Here is a 26,317-nt window from a genome sequence, read left to right as displayed (position 1 = left end):
TATTCCCCTTGATTTCTTACATTGAACTCGCGTTAAATTATGTAATTATTCTTGTATTAAATATCTCTTTTGTATATTTGAATCGTTTCTAACGAGAGGGTTGATTTAAACAACATAATCATGAAAAACTTAATCTTGGTGTTAGCCGCGTTCTCTGTATTATTAACATCTTCTTGTAGCAGTCAAAACAAAGCTGAAGAGGTTGTTCTTGAACATAATGACCAAACTTCTATCTACAGTCAAAAAGAGTTGAAATTTCTTATGAAAAAGATAGAAGTCCTCCCAATGGAAGAACGGTCTGAAATAGAATCTATTGTAGTAGCCAAGCACTTAACTCTTTCATGTTTAAAAAGGCTTGAAATGGGAAGTTCAAATCTAAGAGCTTGGAGTTTGGATACTTTTGTTTGCAATATGTTTTCTGGCGGAATCAAGACTCTTTGGGGAACAGAGGGGGCAGGTATAGCGATGGCATTAGATACAACTTCAGCTGTAGTAATAAGAGGAATGTCAGTAATCGTTGGCAACCGTAAGTGCGGCAATAAGTACTGTAACTTGTTAAACTAAGAATATGTTCATATCCGTTTTTCTCATAGCATTGGTTACTTCTGCGATTTTTCTTTTTGTATTTAGACAAAGTCTTATGGGATTTAGAAAAAAAGAAAAACTGATTGCAGTTAAAAAGATTGGAATTGCTATGGTATCAATATACACAGTATTAATACTAGTAATTTCTTTTTTTATTACTAACGATATAGTGTCAAGAGCATTGGTAATATCCGCAGTTTCACAAATCCCATTTGCAGTAATGATAATTAGAACACTGACTTAAAGATAAATAATCTCTTCTATATTGAAATCTGGAAGAGATTATTTGTTTCACCACTTATGAACGGTAGGGCGACTTAGCCCAATTTCACGTGCACAAAGGCTTTTATTCGTAGAATTAGGGTTATTGGTGTCTGATAATCATCTTTATCATAACGGTGTCTTAATTCCGAAAAGAGAGGTGCATTTAGAAGCGGAGGGTTTGACCTTTGTTTCCATTGTAAGAGTCATGATTGGAGATGAAGCTCTGGAAATGTTCTTATCATGACTATGGCTAACGCATTATAAATACTTATTTCGGCGTTTTTTTTGGGGGCTTTTTTACATCAATACATCGATGGATATAATTTATTATCCACACATAACAATTCGGATTATTCCGTAAATGATCGCATTTCTAATGCATTATCCCCTGTCCTTTTTACTTTAGAAAAAGTAGTCGTAAAAGATTGATACTCCTGCTATAAGCATGATTAGGTATGCGTAGTCAATGTTCCCTTTGAATAACTCCATTATAAATCGTATCGTACAGTATAAAGCTTGTATTCCTGCTATAATGTATATTGCTTGAGATAGAATAGGACTATTAATTACAAAGGTATGCAGAAGGGATAAAATTAAGGTTATCAAGAATATGGCGGTTATTATCCATGCCTCCAGCGGTATGTTGCTGCTTCTGTATTCTTTTCTTGTTTTTGAGAAATATTTAATTTTCATAGTTATTTACTCTACTTGATTGCGACAATCGCTATAGTCTTCGTTTGCGTCATAATGGCATTCAACCATATCAATAACAGCCTTTTCAACACCAATAGCACCTGATACTGGCCCAACTCCTGGAATAAATCTTATACCACCAGATATAAGAACATCTTTAAGGTATTTTTTTATTACATCTTTGTTGTTGTTTTTGCATTCAGCTTGTCAACGATCCTAGTTTTTTAGATAGGAATTTTGTGTGTTTTGTATGGTTACTATTGGCTTACTGGCTGAAATTAAAATGTCAGCCTCAAATGAAGAAAGTTTGTTTTTTTTGACTGATATAAGTATCTCGTCAAAAAAAGTATTATATCCATTTAAAGTAAGCTCGTTTTTTGATAACAAGAACTTGTGCTTTTCTTTGAACATTATGTCTTTAGAAATAGCAACTGCATCTAAGAATTTGTCCACATCTTTTTCTGCTAATTCGTAGAGGTCAGATAACGAATACAAAGGTGTGCTACGAACAATCGGTTCTTCGTCGGTCTTAATCTCAATTCCCTTTAGTTCCTGTAAATGTGCATCTAACAAGTCAGATGTAATGGAAGACTCGTTGTTTCTTAACAGAATATTGTCTATATAGAGTTCGGCTTTTTTATGTTGTCATACTCTCTATATTAGATCCCGAGGTTCGTTCATGAACATTTGAGTGATTTCCACTACAGCTAATAGAAAGCAGCATGGATGTTAAAAAAAGCAAGTAATTTTTTTTTGTGTTCATAATTTAAAAGATTTAAAATGTTGAAAATTTTTATTTGTAAATTTAGATATTATTATGGAAATATGCAATTATTAGCTATGAAATTTTAACTGTTAGGTAAGAGATAGAGCATGATCCGTGTTTGCATTTTTTTGCGTCTCTTTCGGTACTCATAACATACCCTCACATTATTACGCTTTCTTTTTCCTCTCATTAGGGCCTGATTATGCCTTTAGGATAACGTGAGTTCGACGTAAGAAATAGAAAACAGGTCATGATATGAGAGTTTAATGTGTCTGTAATGGGGGACAACGAAAGATGCAACTAAAAAAACACGGATCTAATGCCCTATTGAAGATAGAGCTCTATTGTGCTTTAAGTTAAATAATGAGTAGGATATATTTATTGTTCGTAATGAAATTGTATATGTTCAGAGAATCTTATCCAGATTGAAACTTTAGACGTGATTATAGCTAATTCTAAAAGTGGTATATTTGTATTGATAAAACATAGACATAAAAATATATAGAGAAATGAATATTAATATACAAGAAATAGAGGAGAGAGTACAAAAAATTAGAGTGGCGATGCGTGAAGCGGATGTGCAAAATGTTATCCTTCGAAGTGTCCCCTCACAGTTGTATTTGACTGGTAGTGTCATTCAAGGTTATACGTTGGTGGACCAAAGCCAAGCCTTACCTCTTTTTTTCTTAGAACGCCCTACCAATGCACTTATTGGCTTTCCAGAGGATCATATTTTCATGGTCAGAAAGCCTGAGCTAATCCCTGACATTATTGATGGACTGGGCCTGTCAATTACTGACCGGACTGCACTTGAATTGGGACATCTTCCGATGACTGAATACGAACGATTGAGGAAATTATCGGATGCGGGTGTGGTTAGTTCGGTAGATGCTTCTACACTGATGCGTGAAGTCCGTAGCATAAAGACGGCGTCAGAGCTAACGGAGATACGTCGTCTCGCACTTACTCATATGGAGATTTATCGACTGGTGCCAGAACTTTATAGGGAAGGAATGACTGATTCAGAGCTGCAGCATGAATTGGAGTACCAAATGAGACGCAGAGGTTCTATTGGTTTATTTAGAGCCTTTGGTCCTAGAATGGAGATCTTTATGGGTAACGTATTAGCTGGCACTAATGCGGTCAATCCTGCACCTTATGACTTTACGATGGGTGGATCTGGCGACCCTGCCATGCCTATGGGTGCTGCGGATGTGGAGATCATCCCTGGAACTACGGTCATGGTAGATATGTCGGGTAACTTTGGAGTGTACCAGACTGATATCACTCGTACTTATTTCCTAGGGGAGCTACCTGAAAATGTGATTAAGGCACATCAATTGTCTATTGAGTTACATGAGTGGTTTATGGAATATGCTCAGCCTGGAGCAGAGATCGCGGAGGTCTATAACCATTGTTATCAGCGTGCAGTAGAGGAGGGTTATGAAGCCAATTTTATGGGTACTGAGTTCCAAGCAAAGTTTGTAGGACATGGAGTAGGCATTGAAATAAACGAAGTCCCCGTACTTACGCCACGTTGGAAAGGAACGTTTGAGGAAGGAATGGTGATTGCCCTAGAGCCTAAGTTTGTATTTGAAAGGGTAGGGGCTGTAGGACTAGAGAATACCTATATCATCACTAAAGAGGGGCCTGAGAATATTACTCCGTTGGCAATGGATTTGATACCATTGGACGACCAGAGTACCATTAATAAGTCTCAGGAATAAGAAATCATTGTAATTAAATATAGATATAATCATGAAATCAAAGTTTACAACCAAATTGCTCTTATCGGCATTGGTGGCTATGATGCCCTTCTTGCTAATGGCACAGAGTGTAGCCCCAGCTAAAAATGTTATCCTGATGATCTCTGATGGGACATCCTTAAGTACCGTTTCTTTAGCTCGTTGGTATCAAAGGCTGAAAGATCCATCTCAGCAAAAACTTTTTGTAGATCCATATCTGAGTGGTACGATCTTGACCTACTGCTCTAATGCCCCTATTGGGGATTCAGCTCCGACCACCAGTACCTATATGACTGGTGTCCCCAGTATTCAAGGATTTGTGGCGACATACCCATTTAGCGATGGCGAGAACGACTTAGTGCCATTGGATCCATCGATGGAGTATCGCCCATTGATGACTCTTATGCAGGCTACTAGTATTTTACAAGGTCGTAAGATTGGCTTGGTGATGACTTCTGAGTTCTCACATGCTACACCTGCTGATTGTGTCGCTTCTAGCTACAAGAGAAGTAATTACAAGTGGATCGTCCCACAAATGGTTCATAATAATATCGACGTCGTTTTCGGTGGTGGTGCTATGTTATTAGACCATAGTCAAGTGGAATACTTAAAGAAGAATGGTTATGATGTCTTTAAGAATGATCTGTCCTCTCTTACCAATTATAATGGTAAGAAGGTTTGGAGTCTTTTCGGTCCAATGGATGTCGCCTATGATCTTGATGCCAAAGATGGTACAGATCCAAGGATTGACGAGATGACAGCTGCTGCCATTAAAGCATTAGATGGATCTGATGAAGGCTTTATGCTTATGGTGGAGGGATCAAAGGTCGATTGGGCAGCCCATGCTAATGACCCGGTAGCTATGGCTACTGACTTTTTAGCATTTGACCGTGCCATTGGGGTCGCTCTTGATTTTGCCAAAAAAGATGGTAATACCGTCGTCATTGTGACGAGCGATCATGGAAATAGTGGTCTTAGTATCGGTACTCGAAGACTAAAAAACTATGCTGGTGCTTCTCTCACTGAAGTTTTTGGTCCTCTAACTGACATTAAATTAACCTCAGTAGGGATGGAGAGGTTTATTCAGTCTTTAGATGCTGATGATATTGCCTCAGAATTTGAGAAAAATGCAGGCTTCTCATTGACAGATCAAGAGGCTGATGTTATCCGTATCCTCAGTGACCTAAAGGGAAAGAAAGGTGAAGATCGCCAAGTCGTCGTAGATAAACTTAGAGAGCTCGGTATTTCTACCGAAGAAGCTAGTAGGAACAAAGGCGACTTCTCCTCTTTATCCAGCTATATAGCTAGCCTTTATCGTAAGCAGATGGGACTAGAATTTACTACCGGAGGGCATACAGGAGAAGAGGTCTTTCTGGCAACCTACGCACCTACTCAGGAGCAGCGATTGATGGGCTTTAATACTAATCTAGAGTTGCATGAATATATGCGTCAGTTATTAGGCTTGGAATCAAGTATGTTGGACCTAACAAAGGAGTACTTTGCTCCTCATAGCGAACTATTCAAGGGGATGAAATATGAGATGAAGGGTAAGGATTCTGTAGATATGGTGCTGACTGTAAAGCACAATAAGCATACACTCGTCATTAAGCCATTCACGACCATAGTGGAGCTGGATGGTAAGGAACAGTTATTGCCTATTTCTACTGTTTATTCTCCAAAAACTGAGCAAATGTATATCTCTAACTCTGTTTTAGAGTTACTAAAATAAATTCAGTTTCATATTTAGTGGGATAAGAATGGAGCAAGGCATGAAATATATTCATGTCTTGCTCCGTTTTTTATTGTTTGCTTAGTATGAGTTTGCATTTGCTGAGCATTTTTCACACTAAATATTATTGTTCCAGATTCGTAAGCAACATTGCTAAGAGTTTGTATTCTAAAAAGTGTATAATTGCCAAAACGTACTTTATCAGATACGGATACTTTTGTTTATCTACTTTTATATAAGAGATTATACTGTACACCTGAGATGTCTTAAGATTGTGATATTGACTTCATGCAGTCTTAACAATAGGGGGCTATAATTGCACGAGCAAAACATGGCTTTTTTATAAAAGATTAAAGATTCTTAGGATTACATGATTACGAAGAGAAAACTAGTGGCTATCCTATTTGCACTAACTGCATTATTAGCCCTTCCAATGACTGCCTTCGCTGAGGGTGACAAGAACCTGACAAAAGACAATGAAACCAATGTGCCCACGGGCAACATATCGGGTGTGGTTGTAGACCAGTCTGGTGGCGTACTGCCTGGTGCTGTACTCAGACTGGATAGAGAAAATCGCTATACTGTAGCAGATCTAAATGGACAATTTGTCTTCCTCGCCGTGCCAGTAGGCACCTATACACTGACGGTTGACTATATCGGCTTCGAGACCTTCACCAAGAGCGTCACTGTGGAGAGAGGCAAAGCAACGGATATACACGTTATGCTTAAGGACAAAGTATTTACTACTGGTGAAGTAGTCGTCATCGGTGAGCTGGCCAAAGGTCAGGCTCGTGCACTTAATACTGAGCGTAGCAATACCAATATCACTAATATGGTATCTGCCGATCACATTGGTCGATTTCCTGATTCCAATGTCGGTGATGCTCTTAAGCGTATTCCAGGGATCACCATGCAAAATGATCAAGGCGAAGCACGTAATATAGTACTTCGTGGTCTCGCATCGAACCTGAACTCTGTGACACTTAATGGCGGCCGTATCCCTAGTGCTGAGGGCGATAATCGAAACGTCCAGATGGACCTCATCCCATGTGACTTGATCTCCATGATCGAAGTGAACAAAACACTTCTACCTGACATGGAGGCCGATGCGATAGGTGGGTCTGTCAATCTAGTGACTAAAGTAGCCCCACGTCATCAACGGATCTCAGGCTCTATCTCTGGAGGATACAATCCTATTCGTAATACAGGTACTGGGAAGATGGACTTTACCTATGGGAATCGCTTCGTTAATGACCAGCTTGGGATGGTCTTTTCCCTCTCCTATCATAATAGAGACTATGGCTCCGACAATATCGAAGCAGCATGGGTCGAAAAAGATGGCGAAGTGTACATGGAGGACTTCCAGATTCGTAAGTATGACGTGCAGCGTATTCGCCGTAGTGCTTCTCTTAACTTTGATTACCAGTTCAATAAGAATCAGACACTCTACCTTAAGACACTAGCGACTTGGCGTGATGATCGAGAGAATCGCTATCGCTTTCGTATGAATAAGATGAAGCCTATAGGTGGAGGACTTTTCGAGGGGCGTATAGATCGCGAGACCAAGGGCGGTATCGACAGTAACCGCAATAAAAATCGACGTCTTGAAGACCAAAGAATATATGATATCACACTTGGGGGAGAGCACTTACTTGGTAGTAACGTTGAGCTTGACTGGAAAGGTTCCTACTCACGTGCTTCTGAACATCGACCTAATGAACGCTACTTCGTGATGCGTGCCAAAGATGTGATAGCAGGGCAGGATCTCTCTGATGGGGTTTACCCTAAGCTCATTGATATCAGTGCTAATTTAGATGACTTCAAGTCTAAGACTATATCTGAGGAGGAGCAGATGACGTACGAAAATCAGTATGGTGCAGCTGCTAACTTTAGGGTACCACTTAGCATCATTGACCAACAGAAAGGGCGTTTAAGATTAGGAGCAAAGTTGAGTATCAAGAATAAAGATAGGAACAATAGCTACAATGAGTATGAGCCGATTGAGGGAGACCTTAAGTTTGCTAATCTCAAGCAGGTCAACTGGGATGATACGAAGTTCCTTAATAGCAAGGGCTACACACCAGGAGCCTTTGTCAGTAATAAGTATCTTGGTGGGATGGATCTTAATAATAGCTCAAAATATGAGCGTGAGGACGTTCTCGAAGAGTACTGGACTAAGAACTATGAAGCAACTGAAAATATCTATGCCGCCTATCTGCGTTGGGATCAAAATATCAATGAAGACCTGCTCATTATTGCGGGCTTACGGATGGAACATACTACAGTCAAATATCTTGGACATACTCTGATAGATGACGAGAAAGGTCCTGACCAGGAGGATACGTACAATTACACTAATTTCTTTCCTAATCTTACCTTCCGCTACCAGCCCATGAAGCCACTCGTGCTTCGTGCTGCTTACTCTACCTCTATAGCACGACCAAATTATTACTGGCTCGTTCCCTATCTAAATATTGGAACCTCAGATACAAAGATTCAGAGCGGTAATGCAGAGTTGAAGAGTACTTACGCACATAACTTCGATATCATCGCCTCCTACTATCCAGGCAATGTAGGCTCTTTCTCAGTTGGTCTCTTTTACAAAAAGATGAATGACTTCATCTATAAATATCGTACAAAGGGTTACACTAAAGAGAGCTTTGCTGAGGAATTTCCACAGATGTCTAATCCTATCCCAGATGGTGAGCGGTGGGAGTATAGCACTTACCGAAATGGTAGTAAAGTAGATCTGTATGGTGTAGAAATCTCCTTCAATCGTCAGCTTGACTTCCTTTCTTCGACGTTTCTACGTCGCTTCTCCATCTATCTCAATTATACCTATACACATTCAGCCGCTAAAGGTATTACGACCGAAGATGGTGATGAGCGTACAGATGTAGCACTCCCTGGTTCTGCACCACATACTGGAAATGCCTCCTTGGCGTACGAAGATAAGAAGCTTACTGCACGTATCTCATTCAATTTCGCTGCTGCTTATCTTGACGAGCTCGGATCTGAGGCCTTCGAAGATGCGTATTACGGTGCTCAGACATTCCTAGACTTCAATGCTAGCTACAAATTTGGAAAAAAGCTACAGCTCTTCGTTGATTGCAATAACCTACTGAATACACCTCTCTTCTACTACCAAGGTCAGAAAGATAGGCTAATGCAACTCGAGTTTTATAAGCCTACATTCAAGGCTGGACTAAGATTCAATCTCTAAATTATTTGATAACTGGTGCGACCACATCGGTACACCCTTAAAACCATAAGAAAATATGAAAAGACTAAATCAACTATCATTACTCTTTCTACTACTGCTTATCCCGAGCATAAGCTGGGCTCAACTTTCACGTGAGGAAATTGCCAAGGCGTGTGACGATGGATTTAACTTTATTCTTGCTACCGATCTCGGACGAAATGGCTACTACGATCAGAAAACAGTAGCACACGCTATGGGTGAGCTTGCAGACGAAGGCGATGCTGAATTTGTGTTAGCACTCGGTGACACCTTCCATTATATAGGCGTCGAGAGCTCTTCCGATCCTCTTTGGTTGACTAATTTTGAGCTCGTTTATAGCCATCCCGAACTACAGATACCATGGTATCCAGTAGTAGGAAACCACGAATATAGGGGTAATGTGCAGGCATTGATAGACTACTCTAAGGTCAGCCGTCGCTGGCAGATGCCTGCTCGCTATTATAAGCTGAGCTATAAAACTGATGAGACACACACGCTTGATATCTTTGTTCTTGACACACCGCCCCTGATAGAGAAGTACAGGACGAAGAAGAAGTATTCCGATGCTAGTGAGCAGAGCCGTGAAGCACAGCTACAATGGCTAGAAAAGGTACTTCGCGAGAGCACAGCTGATCGTAAGATCGTTGTGGGACACCATCCTATCTTTGCTGATACATCTAAGGATGAATCTGAAAGGTCTGATATGCAGCGGTATGTCCTTCCTCTCCTGCAGAAGTATAGCGTAGATCTCTACGTCTGTGGGCATATCCATAATCATCAGCACATTGTAAAGCCTGATGTGAAAACCAACTTTGTGGTACTATCGTCTGGATCTAAATCTCGGAAAGTAAAGGCTATAGATGGCACCCAATTCTGTAGCCCCGAAACTGGGTTTGGCTTCATCTCTTATAAGTCGGGCCAGCTAACAATGTACCTCCTGGATAAAGAAGGAAATGAACTCTATCACTTCACTATCTAAGAATATTGGTGTCCGATAAAAAAGCATTTAATTCGTTTTTCTTATTTGATAGAAAGGAGGCAAACACGAATTTTACGTGTTTGCCTCCTTTCTTTATTTCAATGAATCTTTAGTTACTTGCTGATTTTGTGTTTGATGAAAGTATCATCATCTAGTTCCATAAAAGCAAGGTCTAATTCTTCTTTGGTGTTCATCACGATTGGTCCACCCCATGAAACAGGCTCTTTTAGAGGCTTAGCTGCTAATAAAAGAAAGCGAGCACCTTCCTCACCAGCCTTAACCACAAGAGTGTCATGCTGAGATTCATCACTATTAGATGTGGTGAATAGCACTGCACATCCTCTCCTCTCAAAGTCATCAAGGTCATCATTGACAGCCATGGTGCCATCAAGAAGATAGGTGAATAAGGTCTGGTTGTTAGATATACCATCATATTCCCATACTTGATTAGGCTTTAGATCTACATCAAAGTAGGTGACATCAACATACTTTGGTATAAACCCACCTTTGGTTCCCTTGTAATTACCCGAAAGAATACTAATGGTTGCATTTTCCTCATTAACGACTGGGATATCTTCTGACTTGATGTCACCGTAACTAGGTTCTGTCATCTTATCTTTCTTTGGGAGGTTTACCCAAAGTTGAGCTCCTAGCATCCGTTCCGAAGCTTTAGGCATTTCTTGGTGAATAATACCCGATCCAGCGGTCATCCATTGACATCCGTGATCCTTGATTGTTCCTTTGTTCCCCAGACTGTCACCATGCTCCATCTCACCTGATACTAGATAGGTTACGGTCTCAATCCCTCTGTGAGGGTGCCATGGAAAGCCCTTTATGTAGTCATTTGGATCTTTAGAATCAAATCCATCTAACATTAAGAATGGATCAAAGGATTCTACAGTCCTATTTCCTAATACTCGACGTAGGTGTACTCCAGCACCGTCTACAGCATTTTGTCCACGAACAACTTGAGTTGCTTTTCTTTTTCCTTTCATATTTTTACATTTAAACGTTTGGAACTCTTTTTATCCTAACAACTCTAAGCTAAAGATTGTTTTTACCTATAGGCTGTGTCTTTCTTTAACCCAGTCGGAGATAAAAGTGAGTACATCTTTCGAAAAAGTACCCTCTAGTGTCGAATATTCCGTGACATCACCAGTTTCGGATGGGATGAAAAGGTGATTAAGAGTAGGGAATTCTTTGATTACGACGCTCTTTCCTAACGCGTTTTCAATCGCTCTAAGGTTGTCTTCTGAAAGGACTTGAGTGTCCTTTTGTCCATTGATAGCTAATACTGGACAAGTAACCTTCTTGAGATGTTCAGAGGGTATGAACTTGAGAAACTCCTGGAAGTAGGGTGTGCGGTACGCAGTCAAGTTCCTCTGAATATTTTTTGGATTATTGATTGTCTGAGCTACTGCAAGCTTATATTCAGGTTTTGTTAAGGATAGTACTTTTTCATTAAATGCCACGAGATGGAGTGAATCACTTTCTCTAGTTGCATTTTTTGACGCCACCATTTCAAATAGATTATGACAGCCGCTCCTTAGTTCGTCTATTTTTTCCTCTTCAATATAATCTTTAAGAACCGACATATTTTGATGGACCAATATATCTATTGTTGGGGTGCCAGGAGAGGCCAGTAATACGATGAAGTCTATTAATTCAGGCCTTTCTTCACCAATAATTTGGGATATAATTCCTCCTTCACTATGACCAATGATACCCAATTGGTTTTGATCCACAAAGTTCTGTTCTTTCAGATATTCCACCATCGCTATAGCATCTGAGGCGAACTCCTTGAACGTTGCACTTCCAAAGTCCCCCTCGCTTTGCCCAATTCCTCTTTTATCAAAACGTAGGACTACGATACCTTCTCTTGTAAGAAAGTCAGCAATATCTGCAAAAGGTTTGTGATGCATTACTTGGCTATTCCTATTCATAGGACCACTGCCCGCTATGAGCACTACAGCTGGATATAGTCCTTTCTGCTTAGGTTTCGTCACTGTTCCAGCAATTTTAAGTCCCGATTCTGTATTGGTTACCGAGATATCTTCTGAGTCGTATGGCAGGGTATTGGTAGGCTCTTCTGGTTTCTCTACCACTCTTTCTAACACGAGAGGGAACGTATAACCTTGTTGTGTAAATGTGCCATTGACTTTTTCATCTTCTAGCACTCCTTCATATTTTATTTGTAACATCTTGGATGTGAACGTTAGCGTCTTATTCGCAAACGTAATATCATCTATAGGTATTCCTGACGCTCCTTGATCAGGACTATCCATAGTGGCAGATAGCTTTTCCGCCTCTTCCGTAATATGAATTACCAGCCTAAGACGATAAGCAGGAGTAATACTTAATTGCCCTTCCCAACTCCCTATAATAGGTGTCTGAGCAAGAGATTGAATGCTAAAAAATAGCAAGGAGAAAAGAAGTAAATAGTGTTTCATAAGAATACGATTTAGTCGTTTTTATTCATCGGCAACGTCGGCCTCTGTTCTTCGTAGGAAGTAAATGTGTTCAGTAGAATCAACGAAGCCCATTCCTTAGCTTCTTGGTTAGCTCGTTTTGGATCACTATAAAGATTATACTTACTTAGAGATGGTATTATTAACTGCTGACCAATTTCCAAATTATCTGGATCCTCAATCTTATCGTGATTAGCAATATAGATATATACCCAAAAGAAGCTATTATTATCATAGTAAGCCCTTGATAGCTTAGCAAGAGTGGTTCCGTGCTCCACTATAATCTTGTCTAGAGGGGGAACCTCATTTGGTGTCTCTATATCAACAAGAGGTGCAGACTCGGTGTCCTCTTTCTCTATGGTCGCAATAGTTTGATTATCCTCAATGACTCTATGCTTTTTATTTTGGTAAAACTGAAATATTCCTATGCACATAATGCAGAGGCCCAGTCCTACTAAAATAAATAGCCTGCTCTTTCTCCGCTTTTTGTCTCTCTTTGAGTCCATATCATCCACTCTAGCGTTCTCTGCGTCTGTGGGGATACTATCAGAAGATAATTGGGGTAGGGGAGATACCTCTTCTGGCTTTTTCTCATCCTCATCATTCTCAGATGATATTACCTGCGGTTCCAGTGGCTGCTCTATTACAGGAGCTTTTTTCTCTTCTTTTGGTATAGATACTTGAATAACCTTATCCTCGTGAATCTCTGTTCTTATTTCTGTGTCTGGATAGGTTACAGATGGATTGATTTCTACAGGCTGGTACGCAGAGAAAACAAAATTTAGAGATTTTAGTATCTCCTCACTGGCTACAAAATTAATGAGCAGGTTGTTATCACCCTCCTCTGTTATATATAAGTCTCCGAGCTCTAAAAGAGTGGTTCTCCGTCCTCTAAATAAGTCTGTCAAAAGTTCTCTAAGATGATCCGTTAGGCATGATGTTACCTCAGCTTCATCATGCTCGTAGAGGTCGGAAAGATTAGAGATAAAGGCTGTATCAAAATATTCAAGCGGAGGAGTGAAGTCTATCGTTGTATAATGTCTGTGCTGTAATATGTATTCTGAAGGGGTATAGGAGAGGGATATATGTGGTGGAATCAGCTTTCTAGAAGATTCATTAGCTCCCTCATCTATTAGAATATATTCAGGGTGGAAGAGTGGTTGGAACTTCCCAATAGCTGGGATAGTGACACTATTCTGCTCCTGTAATGCCGATGTTAATAGTGTATTCGCTTCTCTTTCTATCTGATTCAACCCCTTCATATTAATTCCGCTACCGTGTCATACCCTAGTGCTTCTACTATTCGCACATTGTAAAATTGGCCAATTTCCAGGTCCTCTCCCTTTACCAAAACTTCAGGGTCCACATCTGGTGAGTCATGCTCAGTTCGACCAATGAAGTAGTCACCGCTCTCTCGATCAATGATCACTCTGGCAGTACTGCCTACTAATGACTCAACTTGGCTAAAAGCTATTTCTTCTTGTAGAGCCATGAGCTCGTCCAACCTCCTTTGCTTTGTTTCAGCTGGGACGTCGTCTTCGTAATGCTTATAGCCAAAGGTTCCTTCTTCATGAGAGTACATGAATGCACCCATCCGCTCGAATCTCACTTTCCTGACAAAATCCAAGAGCTCTTGGTAATCCTCCTCCGTTTCGCCTGGATGGCCTACCATGAGGGTTGTCCTCAGGTATATTCCAGGTACTTCTCTCCGAATTCGTTCGATGAGCGAGTAGGTCTCTTCTGCCGTAACATGTCTTCTCATCTTATCCAAGACATTATTGCTAATGTGCTGTAACGCAATATCAAGATACTTACATACCTTAGGTTCCTCGCGAATGACTGTAAGTAATTCAAATGGGAAGGAGTTGGGGTATGCGTAATGTAACCTAATCCACTCTATACCCTCCACCTTACATAACTCTCTTACTAAGTCTGCGATCATAGGCTTTTTGTATAGCTCACGACCATAGTAGGTAAGATCTTGTGCGATCAATTGTAGCTCCTTGACCCCCTGCTGTGCTAGTCCTCTGACTTCCTCTACGATTTCCTCCATGGGACGGGATACGTGCTTCCCTGTCATTAGAGGGATGGAGCAGTATGCACATTGGCGATCACACCCTTCAGATACTTTGACAAAGGCATAATGCTCAGGTGTCGATAGAAATCGTGCATCAGCTGGCATCGTGTGGTACGCTTTGCCTATATCGGATAGTAACTCTTTCCAATTGAACTTGCCATAAAATTTATCGACTTCAGGGATCTCCTCTTGAAGCTCTGACATGTACCTCTCGCTTAGGCAACCCATCACATAGAGCTGACCGATATCCCCACTTTTTTTAGCCGCGACGAGTTCTAATATAGTATTGATAGACTCTTCACGTGCTGACTCTATGAAGCCACATGTATTGATGACCACAATCTCACCACTTGGCTGATCAGCGTCATGCTCTACCTGATAGCCATGCTTTGCAAATTGACGCATGAGGAGCTCCGAATCAATAAGATTCTTAGAGCAGCCCATGGTAATGACATTGACTCTGTTTTTTCTCATTCGTTATTTCTTTTCACTAAATAGAGACTCGACAAACTCCTGCTTATTGAAGAGCTGTAGATCTGTCATTTTCTCGCCCAGTCCAATATACTTTACCGGTATCTTGAATTGGTCTGAAATGCCAATCACCACACCACCCTTAGCAGTCCCATCTAGTTTGGTAATAGCCATAGCGGTTACATCTGTTGCGGCAGTGAATTGCTTTGCTTGCTCAAAAGCGTTTTGCCCCGTAGAGCCATCCAGTACCAAGAGGACCTCCTGAGGAGCTTCAGGATGAACCTTAGCCATTACGTTCTTAATCTTGGTAAGCTCATTCATGAGACCAACCTTATTATGGAGTCGGCCTGCGGTATCAATCAATACGATGTCCGCACCTGTAGCAGTTGCATGCTGTACGGTATCAAATGCCACGGATGCTGGATCTGATCCCATATCCTGCTTAATGACTGGAACGCCTACACGCTCACCCCATATCACCAATTGCTCAACCGCTGCAGCCCTAAAGGTGTCCGCTGCACCTAAAACCACTTTGTACCCGCTCTCCTTGAATTGGTATGCTAACTTTCCGATGGTGGTTGTTTTACCCACTCCGTTAACGCCAACCACCATAATGACATACGGTTTTTTCTCATTCTCTATACTAAAGGAGGTCCCGTCTTTGGTGTTATTTTCAGCTAAGAGTGCAGCTATTTCTTCACGAAGGATTCGATTGAGTTCACTCGTACTCACGTACTTATCACGCTCAACACGATCCTCTATTCGCTTGATGACTTTTAGTGTAGTATCTACTCCCACATCGCTTGAGACAAGCATCATCTCTAGTTCGTCAAGTATATCATCGTCCACCTTTGACTTACCTGCAACAGAACGTGATAGCTTGTCAAAAAATGACTGCTTCGTCTTTTCAAGACCACTATCTAAAGTCTCTTTTTTCTCCTTTGAGAAAATTTTGAAAAATCCCATATCTAACTTTTTATATCAAATTGTATTATATTCTAGCACATTCTATTTAAGTAGTCCTCAAAGGAATACTCTCTCATAAGCTCCATTGATCCATCCATCCGTTCTAAGTATAGTGAGGGATGCTGGATGCCATTGAACATATTTGTTTTCACGGTGGTATAATGCACCATATCCTCAAAGATCAGTAGGTCTCCTATCTCTGGTGCTTCTTTGAAATACCAATCCCCCATGACATCTCCACTCAAGCAACTATTCCCTCCTATGCGATACCCATACTTGTGATCTTCGGTCCTCTCCTTAGACGCACCACGAATAGCTGGTTGATAGGGCATCTCTAGACAATCAGGCATATGACAGGTGAAAGAGGCATCCATCATCAATGTGGAAATCCCATGATTCTCCACTATGTCCTCTATCCTAGTCACCAAGTATCCCGTCTCCCATGCAAAAGCACTGCCGGGCTCAAGGATGATATGCAGATGAGGGTATTTGGATTTGAACTCATTCAGTACCTTGATAAGGTGATCTATATCATAATCCTGACGTGTCATCAAGTGACCACCCCCCATATTAAGCCACTTGACCTGGCGAAGTAGATGGTCAAACTTTGAGCTAATCACCCTCAGGCTCCTTTCCAATTCATAGGAGGAGCTCTCACAGTGAACGTGGAAATGTAGCCCTGTCACCCCGTCAGGCAATTTCTCGGGCATTTGAGATAAAATCGTCCCCATTCTAGAGCCAGGTGCGGCAGGGTTATATAGGTCAGTCTCTATCTCACTATACTCAGGGTTTATCCTAATTCCACATTCTATTGGATAATCTGTATAAGCTTTCACCCGAGGGTAAAACTTCTCAAATTGCTTCGGGGTATTAAATACAATATGAGAGCTACATCGCATCATCTCATCAAACTCGGAGTCCTTAAATATAGGGGCATAGGTATGGGTACGGTTTCCCATCTTTTCGAGCCCCATTCGAGCTTCATTAAGAGAGCTGGCTGTGGAGCAAGAGATGTACTCTCTGAAGATCGGGAATACTTTCCATAGTGCGTACGCCTTGAAAGCTAGTATAATCTCAACACCAGTCTGATCTGCAACGCTCTTAATTCGTTCAAGATTGGCTCTCAGCTGTGACTCCACCTGCACATAGGCAGGAGTGGGCAATGGCGAGGGGAAGAAATCATGAGGGTCTTTTCCCAGTTTATGCTTGTCCTTAAATGAATGCATGTATTATGTCATATTTAATCCAAAATATTTTACTTCAAAGATACCCATTTTCTTTTTATCATTACGATGATAAACCGATCAATCCAGGGCTGACGTACCAGAAAATATTGAATATGTTCTGCTACTCATCCATTGATTTTTTATCAAAGGGTTTCTTGGTACTTTTTATCGGGCTTCATGGTAAAGATAAAGTCTTTCTAAGTAAGCCCTTATTTGTACCAAAATCGCTTTGTCTAACGTATTGATAACAGTCCACATGAGTGTTACAATTCTTCCCATTCGTAAGCTTATTTTGATGTTGGCGTTCGGACTGGCACTATAATTGTGTGTAATAGGGGTAAGGTGCTGATCCAAAGGCGTAAGGAGATCATATTAAAACGTAATGAAAGAGTTTGCTTTGACCTATAATAGGTGGGGGAAATTTTAGTTATATGAAAGAGAAATCGTTCTCATAAGAAAAAAATATTTTTTATATGAGAAGAAGATCTGTTTCCTATAGGAAGAATTTTGACACTCACGTGAACCCTTTACTCGAAGTGTCACTGTCAATTCGTTAGCTGTATCTTTTTTTTTAGATAGAACAAATTGTACGCTTTTCAAGAAAGTTTTTCTGCTTTTGTATCGTCCTCAACTCATCATTACCATTTTGGTGTTGGAGAGAATCTGTGTGAAATTGACTGAATTATCTTTTATAGAGTGGTTGTTTTTGGGTAACTTTGACATCAATTATAAAAAGCAAAAGTTAGATGAAAGATTTTATTAAGACAGATGCTGCTACTGATAGAGCCTACATTGTCGGGATTATTACTCCCGATGTGAAAGAGGCAGAGGTAGAAGAGTATCTGGAGGAATTGGCTTTTTTGGCACATACTGCAAATATTCAGACAGTTAAATCCTTTACTCAGAAGTTGGATACTCCTAATACGGCTACATTTATTGGCAAGGGTAAGCTGCAGGAGATTGCTGATCAAATCGAAGAGGATGAGATTGGCACCGTTATTTTTGATGATGAGTTATCGCCGAATCAGCTAAGAAACATTGAGAGAGAATTGAAAGTGAGGATCCTAGATCGGACCGCATTGATTTTAGATATTTTCGCCGCTCGTGCTCAGACCGCTTATGCCAAAACTCAGGTGGAGCTAGCCCAGTACAATTATTTATTGCCTAGGCTTACGAGGCTTTGGTCCCACTTGGACCGTCAGCGTGGAGGTGGAACTAATATGCGAGGCCCTGGTGAAACTCAGTTGGAGACGGATAGGCGAATCGTGCTGAATAAGATCTCGGCACTTAAGGATGAACTGAAGAAGATAGATAAGCAGAAGCGAACTCAGAGAAGTAATAGGGGGAATATGGTTCGTGCGGCACTCGTGGGATATACTAATGTGGGTAAGTCCACCATCCTTAATCTACTTTCTAAGAGTGATGTCTTTGCCGAAAATAAGCTGTTCGCTACACTTGACACCACAGTCCGAAAGGTTGTTATCAAGAACCTTCCTTTCCTTCTTTCTGATACTGTAGGGTTTATTAGAAAACTGCCTACTGAGCTTATCGAATCTTTTAAGTCCACACTTGATGAGGTTCGCGAAGCTGACCTCCTTATACATGTGGTGGATGTTTCTCACGAGAATTTTGAGGATCAGATTAATGTGGTCAAGGAGACACTAAGTGATATTATAGGAGATGAGAAGAAACCGACTATCTTGCTCTTTAATAAGGTAGATGCCTTTACCTTTGAAGAAAAGGATGAGGACGACCTAACTCCACGAACAAAAGAAAATATTACGTTAGAAGAGATGCAGCAGACCTGGATGGCTAATAAGCCTGATGGTGTCTTGGATGTGCTTTTTATATCCGCCAAAACAGGTGAAGGAGTAGAAGAATTAAAATCCATCTTGTATGAGAGGGTGAAGGAGATACATATTACTCGTTTCCCATATAATGACTTCCTTTTTCAGACCTATGATCATCTGGTAGATGATGAGGGAAGTGAATGAGTAAGGAAGAGTATTAACATAGGTTATATAGATAATTTACTAGTACAGGAAAATGAATTATTCCATTCTTGACTTTATTTACCTAATTGGTTCGCTTGGTCTATTCCTTTATGGGATGAAGATCATGAGTGAAGGACTTCAGAAAATTGCGGGTGACCGTATGCGGTCAATCTTATCAGCCATGACTTCCCACAGAGTGTTGGGTGTTCTGACGGGTGTATTAGTTACTGCTCTTATCCAATCTTCTTCAGCCACCACGTTGATGGTTGTAAGTTTCGTAAATGCTGGCTTGCTCAATTTGGTGCAAGCCATTAGTGTTATTATGGGGGCCAATATTGGTACTACCGTAACGGCTTGGATCATTTCTCTCTTAGGTTTCAAGGTCGATATCAGTACTTTTGCTATACCATTACTTGCATTAGCGATACCATTTGTATTTTCGAAGAAGCCTAGGTGGAATTCAATAGGGGAGTTTATTATTGGATTCTCATTGGTCTTCCTTGGCTTACAGTTCCTTAAGGATTCGATGCCTGACTTGCAGGCTAATCCAGAGGCTTTAGCATTCTTGCAGAAGTACACTGATATGGGATTCCTATCGGTAATAATCTTCTTATTTATAGGTGCCATCATGACTGTGATTGTGCAGTCCTCAAGTGCAACTGTGGCTATTACGTTTATTATGTGTAGTCAAGGGTGGGTGCCTTTTGAGATGGCAGCAGCGATGATCTTAGGGGAGAATATTGGTACTACTATTACCGCTAACCTTGCTGCTCTGAGTGCTAATATGGCGGCAAAAAGAGCGGCGTTCTCGCATTTTGTATTTAATGTGTTTGGTGTGATATGGGTGCTTTGTGTCTTTTTCCCATTGGTTAACCTTGTCTGTAATATAATTGTTAGCGGTGATGGTGCAGATCCACGAGGACTCTTCACGACTATAGCTGATCTGAATAATACATATAGTAAAGGGGATGTTCAGATGATTACAGGTGGAGAAGCCATTTATGATCAAGAGATGGCACTAATACAGAAGGATATCTCAGAAATGGCTGGCTCTGTTAGTGTTGGGTTGGCTTTATTTCATACGTTATTCAATGTCGCTAACAGCCTTTTGATGATATGGTTTGTACCGTTCATTGCTAGGATTTGTGAAGTAGTGATCAAGCCTAGTAAGCTTGCTGCTCAGAAAAAGGAGTTTGCACATCTACAGTTTTTGAGTACTCGTATGCTCTCTACTAGTGAACTTTCTTTGCTGCAAGTAAATAAAGAAATTACTAGTTATGGTAATAAGGTAAGTGAGATGTTTGGCATGGTTAAGTCCATGTATAGAGTTGTAGACCAGTCAGAGTTTGACGTCATCTTTGATCGTATTCAGAAATATGAAGATATCTGTGATAGGGTAGAGGTAGAGATAGTGCAATATCTTACTAAGCTCTCAGAAGGTGACCTGAGTGGTGACTCACGTAGGGATGTAAGTGCTTATCTGAGGATAGGTAGTGAGATAGAAAGTATGGGCGATTCGTGCTATAATATGGCTCGAATTATTCGGCGTAGATTAGAGGATGGCGTCGATACCCATCCCGTAATCCAAGAGCAGTTAGATAATCTTCATGAACTATTGGAGAAGGTTCTGGAGCATACAATGTATGTCCTTCAAGAAGTAGATAAGCATCAGGATATGCTAATCGAAGCACAGAACTTCGAAAGCCAAGTGAATAACAAGTACAAAAGGTTGGTCTCTAAAAACCTTAAGGATCTTGATGCACAGCTATATCCATACCAACAATCCGTATATTATCTGGACATGCTAGACGAATACGAGGTCTTAGGGGATTATGCGATAAATGTAGTAGAGGAATGCGTGGAGGAATAAATTGTTTATTTCCGTAAAATAACGTACCTTTGCACCTGCGTTTCACCCCGTTTGGTCGAGTACCAGATTCGGGAGACCGTGGGACGCTAAGAATTCATTTATTATAAATAGATAATGTTATGGCAACAGTAATTAGATTGCAAAGACACGGTCGCAAAAACTACCCTTTCTATAAGATTGTAGTAACAGACCGTAGAGCACCACGTGATGGTAGGTTTGTAGAAGCATTAGGTACATATAACCCTAATACTCATCCTGCTACAATTGATCTTAACTTTGATAGAGCTCTGTACTGGGTTAATGTAGGAGCAGAACCATCAGATACTGTTCGCAGTATCCTTTCTCGTGAGGGAGTAATGATGATGAAGCACTTGCAAGGTGGAGTACGTAAGGGTGCATTTACAGAAGAACAAGCTCAGGCTAAGTTTGAGGCTTGGCTAAAGGAACGTAAGGCTGAAACTGAAGCTGTAGTTAGCAAGGTAGAAGCTAAGAAGCGTGAAGAAGCTAAGAAGGCATTAGAGGCTGAGCGTGAAGTGAATAAAGCTAAGGCAGAAGCCCTTCAGGCTAAGAAGGATGCTGAAGCTAAGGCAAAAGCAGAAGCTGAGGCCGCTGCGAAAGCAGAAGCTGAATCAGAATCTGCAGAGGAGCCTGCAGCAGAGGAAACTCCTGCAGAATAAACCTTTAAGAAAAAATTCAATTTCGAAGATTCTTACGTGTATAAAAGAGAGAGACAGTGTCTGATGGCATTGTCTCTTTTTCTTTATGAATAGTGCTTATATATACTATTACATATTACAGCATAAGGATGATTATGTTGAGAATGTCTATAGCTGTGGAAGAAAAATAGAGTATAGTAATCGGTTATATATCATCAGAAGTTGCTGCAATGTATCTATGCGAATTTGCTAACTGCCTGTAAACATTACTTCTCAACGTACTTGTAATGTAGAAGCAATAGTTAGGATTATTATACTTACATTTGTGGTATGTGCATATCATGGAAAGATGAATATGAACGTAATTACGGCAGCAGAGGTTAGGTACAATCAACGCAAGTACTTCGTTGAACGTTGAGAGAAAAGATCTCGCATTTGTCACATGGGCAAGGAAAGCACCTAGCGTGCTCAATTTTCCTTTAGGTTTGAGAAACTATCGGTTTGAAGCATATAGGGAGGTATTAAGACTGGTCTTGATTTTGCTAGTGCTGTATTGACTGTTGGACTTACACACAATGTATGTTAGAATAATATTAATAATTATGGAAAGGCTTATTATCGGATTATTTCTCATTATTTTCTCTATTTATTATTTTGTTATATCTGCCAAAACTAAGAATAAAGAAAAGAAGGTTGGAAAGAAGTTTGTTTTTACTATGACCGTGGGAGCAATGTCTCTAATACTTGGTGTTATTTCTCTTGTCAGATATTTTTCATTATAAATCTAAGAATATAAAATGAAAGATACATTCTAAGAGGAGTCGGAAATTCTTAAGGTCTAAATCCTCTTTATTTTTTTCTAGAGTTTCGAAAATTCGCTAGAAACGCGAAAAGAAAAGAGTCGAAAGCAGTTTAGCCAAAATGAAAATGGCGAAAGCCGTAACCTAAAAAAGTTTAGGTCTCTATTGTACATAGTACATTAATTTACGGTAAAACCTACAGAAACATACACCGAAGGATAATTCTTTTCTCCTTTTTCTAGAGTATTATAGTATCTAAATACTAGTCCTATCGTAGGTTTTGTGATTTCTCTAGTCGCTTGTAAAAAAAAGCCCATATCCCAATATAAATATCTCCAATCATCACTACGCAAGTTAGTTCCAGTACCTGCTCTCAAATCAAATATACCAGAACTAAATTTATATACATTGTACTTTAAGAGCACACCCAAGGCTTGAGACGGGTAGTGTTTTTCAACCTCTTCTTTTTTTAGTAGGATGACATCAGTTTCAGCTTTAAGGTATGCAGAAAAATTTGGTGTAAAGTTGTAGCCTGCGTAGCTCTCCAAATTAACAGATGAAAACTCTCTGCCCATATTTCCAGAGCTTCCTAATGCTCCCCATGAGAAACCTCTTTCCTGGGCAAATGAATTACCAACTACTGGAAAAAGAATTAGTAAAAAGAGAAAAATCTTCTGAATACAAGTCATAATTAAAAATGGTTAATGGTTAATAAAGATCAGTCCTGTTGCTACAAGTGTAAAACAAAGCTATTCCATTAGAAACAAGAATAGACATAAATACAACATATTTGATGGCGGGGCTTCTCTTTCATAGCTTTAGATTTTAGATGTTATTATTAAAATTAAACGTGAAAATCATTCAAATAGAAGAATAATTGTAGTGCAATTTTACAAATATTAAGTCAGTTGTACAACAAATGTATGGCTTTTATGGTGTAATTAAAGTGTAATGCTCCAGAAGCTTGTGGTTGAACACAAATCCACAACCCTCCGAGTGTAATAGTTTCATAGTATTACGGGGCTTATTAAGGAAGACTAATACACTCTCACCCTATGGATGACGAACATCAGTTATGGTCTCGTATTACAACTCATTAAAGCTTTTTTTTAGATCTAGTCCAGAGATACAGAAGAAAGTGTTATTACTCTCATTCAAACAAAATATAAGTGTCCATCATTACTTCGTAAAAATTATCGAAGATAGTTCGAGACTTTCCCTCCTAGGTAATTCTTCCTTTTTGTATTGTTACTAAGTCGAAAACCGAATATTGAAAAATAGAAGAGCTTGCTAAACAGTAGCAAGCTCTTCTATTAGTATTCTTTGTTGTTTATACTTACTCAATAATGTAAGCAGAGCAGTCTAAAGAACCCATAGCCGTGATATTAATAATATCCTTAACTGTAGCATCATGGTCCACGAAAAAGATGGGCTTGCCTAATCCAATTTGAATTGGACCGACTACGTCTTCAGCATTACCCACAGCTTTAAGCAATTGATAGCATGCATTAGCAGCAGAGAGACGAGGGAACACGAGTATATTAACTTGCTCGCCTTTTAACTTATTATCTGGATATAAAGAGTCTCTCTTCTCCATATGTAGGGCAGTCTGGACTTGCATTTCACCATCCACGTTAAGCTCTGGATACTTTTCATGAAGAATCTCTGTCGCTTTACGTGCTTCGATTGAAGAGTTAGCATCATCACTACCAAAGTCTGAGAAGTTCACTAAGGCAATGTTAGGCTTTAGTCCAAAGCATCTAACCTTTTCGGCAGCAAGAATAGTAATATCAACTAATGTCTCTGCATTTAGATTTTGATTGATTAGAGTATCTACAAGGAATAGAGGACCGCTCTTTAGGTTGACCATGTGCATCGTTGCAAAGTGATCGTGTCCTTCTTCAATACCTACAGTAGTACGTGCTACATTTGACAGGTATGAGTAGTTAGAGTAAAGCCCAGTGAGTAGGCCATCTGCGTCTCCACATTGTACCATCATCATCCCGAAAAAGTTGAGGTCAAACATTTTGTCCAATGACTCGTTCATATTACCACCCTTACGCCAATTCTGTTTGGTATATTGGGCTGCATATTGTTTTCTTTTTTCGTTAAACTCTTCAGAACGATGATTAATGATTTTAATCCCGCTTAGGTCCAAATCATTTTCGTTCGCAATTCTTTGGATATTATCAGGATCACCTAGAATAATAGGTATTGCTAGGCCTTGGTGAAGTACTTCTACAGCAGCTTTAATGACGGTGCTATTTTCACCAGCAGTATATACCATTCTGCGAGGGTTTTGTTGAGCTGATTCGTGGATACGACGCATGAAGTGATTCATCCTTCCGAGACGATTCATCAATTCTCCCTCATAAGAATTCCAGTCAGTTATTACTTTTTGTGCAACTCCTGATTGGATAGCAGCCTTTGCTACAGCAGTAGATACACGTACTATGAGGCGAGGGTCCACTGGTTTTGGAATAAAGTAATCGGGGCCAAAATGAAGAGGAATATTACCATAGGCACTACTGACTTCATCCGGAACTGGTTCCTGAGCCAATTCCGCAATAGCTAGTGTGGCCGCTTTTTTCATCTCCTCGTTAATACTAGTAGCTCTAACATCAAGAGCTCCACGGAAAATGTATGGGAACCCGATTACGTTATTGATCTGATTTGGGTAGTCAGAACGTCCAGTAGCCATCATTACATCTTCTCTGGCATCTTTGGCTTCATTGTATGTAATCTCAGGATCAGGGTTTGCCAAAGCAAATACGATAGGATTTGGAGCCATCTGACGAACCATGTCCTGGGTTAAGACTCCTGGCTTAGATAGGCCTACGAATACATCGGCTCCGACAATAGCATCTGCAAGAGTACGAAGGTCAGTACGATCGGTAGCAAAATATGCTTTTTGGTCGCTTAGATTCTCTCTATCCTTGCTGATGACACCCTTAGAGTCAATCATGACGATGTTAGAGCGTTTAGCACCGAAGGATTCGTATAGTTTAGTACAAGAGAATGCTGAAGCCCCAGCACCACTTATGACGATTCGTGCATCTTCAATCTTTTTTCCAGCAATTTTCAATGCATTAAGCAATCCAGCGGCAGAAATAATAGCTGTACCATGCTGGTCATCATGCATTACAGGGATATCAAGCTCATCTTTGAGGGCTTGTTCGATTCTAAAGCACTCAGGTGCCTTTATATCTTCGAGGTTGATTCCTCCAAATGTAGGAGCAATAGCCTTGACGATCTCAATAAACTTCTCGGGATCTTTTTCATCTATTTCGATATCAAATACATCTATTCCCGCATAAATTTTGAATAGAAGTCCCTTACCTTCCATCACAGGTTTCCCTGCTAATGCACCGATATCACCAAGCCCTAGTACGGCTGTACCATTGGAAATTACGGCCACAAGATTTCCTTTTGATGTAAAATCGTAAGCACATGCAGGATCTTTATCTATATCTAAGCAAGGAACAGCTACACCTGGGCTGTATGCAAGGGTTAGGTCTTTCTGTGTGCTAAAGGGTTTAGTAGGTCTTACTTCAATTTTACCTGGTTGAGGCAATGAGTGGTACACTCTTGCTTCTTCTGAGAGTTTTTTGTCCATGTTTAAAAATAATATTGATTGGCTTAAGTTTTGGCAAAGTTACACAAAGCTTTAGAATATATAATTGTTATATAGCAATTCGTAAGGTCTTTATATCCCTTTTATGAGAAAGGGTGTCGTAGATCACTCTACAACACCCTCGCAATCTTGAAAATAATTTGAAAGTGAAAA

At 40.2% G+C, this 26,317-nt stretch carries 17 protein-coding genes; 9 read left to right on the top strand and 8 right to left on the bottom strand.

From position 1 onward, the window contains the following. Positions 1–120: 120 nt before the first annotated feature. From QYZ87_00960 to QYZ87_00935, 6 genes are all read left to right on the top strand, one after another. Positions 121–564 carry a hypothetical protein gene (locus QYZ87_00960; protein ID MDN4753108.1) on the top strand — a complete coding sequence of 148 codons (444 nt, stop codon included), beginning with the start codon at positions 121–123 and terminating at the stop codon, positions 562–564. Positions 565–640: 76 nt separating this feature from the next. Continuing rightward, the gene (locus QYZ87_00955) at positions 641–829 is read left to right on the top strand and encodes a hypothetical protein (GenBank protein MDN4753107.1); all 189 of its coding nucleotides are present in this window, start codon (positions 641–643) and stop codon (positions 827–829) included. A gap of 1,988 nt (positions 830–2,817) precedes the next feature. Continuing rightward, positions 2,818–4,035, top strand: a complete 1,218-nt coding sequence (locus QYZ87_00950) for a Xaa-Pro peptidase family protein (GenBank protein ID MDN4753106.1) — start codon at positions 2,818–2,820, stop codon at positions 4,033–4,035. Between the two features lie 31 nt (positions 4,036–4,066). After that, positions 4,067–5,782, top strand: a complete 1,716-nt coding sequence (locus QYZ87_00945; protein ID MDN4753105.1) for an alkaline phosphatase — start codon at positions 4,067–4,069, stop codon at positions 5,780–5,782. Between the two features lie 370 nt (positions 5,783–6,152). After that, entirely contained in the window at positions 6,153–9,005 is a 2,853-nt protein-coding gene (locus tag QYZ87_00940; protein MDN4753104.1) for a TonB-dependent receptor, read from the top strand. Positions 9,006–9,060: 55 nt separating this feature from the next. Continuing rightward, positions 9,061–10,002 carry a metallophosphoesterase gene (locus QYZ87_00935; GenBank protein ID MDN4753103.1) on the top strand — a complete coding sequence of 314 codons (942 nt, stop codon included), beginning with the start codon at positions 9,061–9,063 and terminating at the stop codon, positions 10,000–10,002. Positions 10,003–10,115: 113 nt separating this feature from the next. Here QYZ87_00935 and QYZ87_00930 read toward each other — a convergent pair whose 3' ends face one another. From QYZ87_00930 to nspC, 6 genes are all read right to left on the bottom strand, one after another. Beyond that, entirely contained in the window at positions 10,116–10,997 is an 882-nt protein-coding gene (locus QYZ87_00930; protein MDN4753102.1) for a pirin family protein, read from the bottom strand. Between the two features lie 66 nt (positions 10,998–11,063). Beyond that, positions 11,064–12,452, bottom strand: coding sequence for an alpha/beta hydrolase (locus tag QYZ87_00925; GenBank protein MDN4753101.1), 1,389 nt, complete (start codon positions 12,450–12,452; stop codon positions 11,064–11,066). An 11-nt stretch (positions 12,453–12,463) separates the two neighbouring features. Next, positions 12,464–13,732: a hypothetical protein gene (locus tag QYZ87_00920; protein ID MDN4753100.1), complete on the bottom strand. Its 1,269-nt coding sequence runs from the start codon at positions 13,730–13,732 to the stop codon at positions 12,464–12,466. After that, positions 13,729–15,021 (bottom strand): 30S ribosomal protein S12 methylthiotransferase RimO, encoded by a 1,293-nt coding sequence (rimO, locus tag QYZ87_00915; protein MDN4753099.1) that lies wholly within the window; start codon positions 15,019–15,021, stop codon positions 13,729–13,731. The genes QYZ87_00920 and rimO overlap by 4 nt, the downstream gene beginning before the upstream one ends. Before the next feature lie 3 nt (positions 15,022–15,024). Further along, the gene (gene ftsY / locus QYZ87_00910; GenBank protein ID MDN4753098.1) at positions 15,025–15,984 is read right to left on the bottom strand and encodes a signal recognition particle-docking protein FtsY; all 960 of its coding nucleotides are present in this window, start codon (positions 15,982–15,984) and stop codon (positions 15,025–15,027) included. Between the two features lie 32 nt (positions 15,985–16,016). After that, positions 16,017–17,210 carry a carboxynorspermidine decarboxylase gene (gene nspC, locus QYZ87_00905; protein MDN4753097.1) on the bottom strand — a complete coding sequence of 398 codons (1,194 nt, stop codon included), beginning with the start codon at positions 17,208–17,210 and terminating at the stop codon, positions 16,017–16,019. A gap of 746 nt (positions 17,211–17,956) precedes the next feature. Here nspC and hflX point away from each other — a divergent pair. The 3 genes from hflX to QYZ87_00890 all read left to right on the top strand — a co-directional run bounded on the left by hflX (position 17,957) and on the right by QYZ87_00890 (position 21,751). Beyond that, positions 17,957–19,204: a GTPase HflX gene (gene hflX / locus QYZ87_00900; protein ID MDN4753096.1), complete on the top strand. Its 1,248-nt coding sequence runs from the start codon at positions 17,957–17,959 to the stop codon at positions 19,202–19,204. A 52-nt stretch (positions 19,205–19,256) separates the two neighbouring features. Beyond that, entirely contained in the window at positions 19,257–21,074 is a 1,818-nt protein-coding gene (locus tag QYZ87_00895; protein ID MDN4753095.1) for a Na/Pi cotransporter family protein, read from the top strand. A gap of 119 nt (positions 21,075–21,193) precedes the next feature. Further along, positions 21,194–21,751 (top strand): 30S ribosomal protein S16, encoded by a 558-nt coding sequence (locus tag QYZ87_00890; protein MDN4753094.1) that lies wholly within the window; start codon positions 21,194–21,196, stop codon positions 21,749–21,751. Between the two features lie 958 nt (positions 21,752–22,709). On the opposite strand, the gene QYZ87_00885 is transcribed toward QYZ87_00890, so the two are convergent. Both QYZ87_00885 and QYZ87_00880 read right to left on the bottom strand, forming a co-directional pair. After that, positions 22,710–23,219 (bottom strand): hypothetical protein, encoded by a 510-nt coding sequence (locus QYZ87_00885; protein ID MDN4753093.1) that lies wholly within the window; start codon positions 23,217–23,219, stop codon positions 22,710–22,712. Between the two features lie 647 nt (positions 23,220–23,866). Beyond that, positions 23,867–26,146 carry an NADP-dependent malic enzyme gene (locus tag QYZ87_00880; GenBank protein MDN4753092.1) on the bottom strand — a complete coding sequence of 760 codons (2,280 nt, stop codon included), beginning with the start codon at positions 26,144–26,146 and terminating at the stop codon, positions 23,867–23,869. Positions 26,147–26,317 lie beyond the last annotated feature (171 nt).

The organism is Porphyromonadaceae bacterium W3.11 (assembly GCA_030434245.1).
Taxonomy (GTDB): domain Bacteria; phylum Bacteroidota; class Bacteroidia; order Bacteroidales; family Porphyromonadaceae; genus Porphyromonas_A.
The sequence above is the reverse complement of the archived record's forward strand: the minus strand, read 5'-3'. Positions and strand labels throughout refer to the sequence as shown.